This window comes from uncultured Campylobacter sp., assembly GCF_938045775.1.
Classification (GTDB): Bacteria; Campylobacterota; Campylobacteria; order Campylobacterales; family Campylobacteraceae; genus Campylobacter_B.
Genome location: NZ_CALIBH010000223.1, coordinates 1 through 1,381, shown reverse-complemented (window position 1 = coordinate 1,381; position 1,381 = coordinate 1). Strand labels below are relative to the sequence as shown.

Below are 1,381 nucleotides of genomic sequence, written 5' to 3'. Positions count from 1 at the left end.
GCTGCTTGGAATTTTTGAAGTAGATACCAAGGTGTATAACAAGGATTTGGATATTTTAAATGGAGTGAAAAATTAGAATTTCGCACTAAATTCCGTCGTAAATTGTGAGTGAAATTTTAGCAATAAAAAATTTTATTGGCAAAATTCTAATTTAAGCTTAGTTTAAAATTTTACCTAAGCTCGGGCGAAATCTACTCTAAAAATTTTTATGCAAAAGCCAACAAAGAGGCAAAGTGCTGCAAAAGCTCAATCTCTCATTTATCGTTGCGAGCTATGAATTTTAAATTTCATTAGAAATTTTACGTGCAGTTTTGATAAATGCCTGCGCTAGATGGTTTAGACGTTTGCCTTTTTTGTAGGCAATTATCAGCGTATTATCGAGCTCACGCGCGCCTACATCAAAGAGCTTTATCCTGCTCGCCTTATCCTCTTTTATCATCTGCGGTATGCTAAAGCACGCTCCTGCGCCGCTTGCGACGATAGCATTGGCGATATCAAAGGTCTCCGTGCGGCACAGCACTTTCGGCGCAAATCCCGCAGCAGCAAAAAATGCATCTATCTGCTCGGCGCTTCTTAGGCTTTGATTAGGCAGGATGAATCTTTCCTCTTTTAAGCGCGAAATGTCAATTTTGGGAACAGATTCGTTTTTAAACTCAAGCGAGAGCAGATGGGTGGAGCTTAGAGCGACATAGGTTTTTTGCGTTAGAATTTTAACCCCGTCAAGCCCGCTCATATCGATGGGCAGTATCAGCATACCGACATCAAGATCACCTTGAAGTAGCATTTCACGAATGCTAAGCGCAGAAGAAAACTGCGTGATTTGTAGATCCGAATCCTTAAATTTCTTGCAAAACATCGGCAGTAGCGACGGCAGTAGATTATAGCCGTTTTGCGAAAAACCGATGCGAATTTTATCATTTTTTACGCCGCTTATTTCAGAGATATCGTTTTTTAGGTCGTTTATGGCATCAAAAATGACTTTGGCTTTACTAGCATAAATTTTTCCCGCGTGCGTAAGCGAAATGGGATTACTCGTGCGGTTAAAAAGCTGCGCTCCAAGCTCACGTTCCAGTGATAAAATGCTCTGTGATAGCGACGGCTGCGGGATTTTAAGTGCCTCGGCAGCCTTAGTAAAGCTACGGAATTCTGCTACTTTTAATACTAGCTCCATGCGATGCAAATTCATTTAGCCTCTCCAATTGATAATTTAATTCTTATGAAATGATACACTAAATAATATTTGACTTATGTTAAAAATGAAACTAAAATTACGCTTTTAGTTTAGAACTTTAAACTTAAGCTAAGAATTTCTCAAATGGAGAGGAAAATGAGCGAATCAAATTTCAACAGACGCGATTTCTTAAAATCCGCCTGTATCAGC

General features: G+C 39.3%; 1 protein-coding gene. It reads right to left on the bottom strand.

The genetic code is table 11. The features are described from left to right. Nucleotides 1-280: 280 nt before the first annotated feature. Nucleotides 281-1,171 (bottom strand): LysR family transcriptional regulator, encoded by an 891-nt coding sequence (locus Q0238_RS08950; RefSeq protein WP_297945289.1) that lies wholly within the window; start codon nucleotides 1,169-1,171, stop codon nucleotides 281-283. Nucleotides 1,172-1,381: the final 210 nt, after the last annotated feature.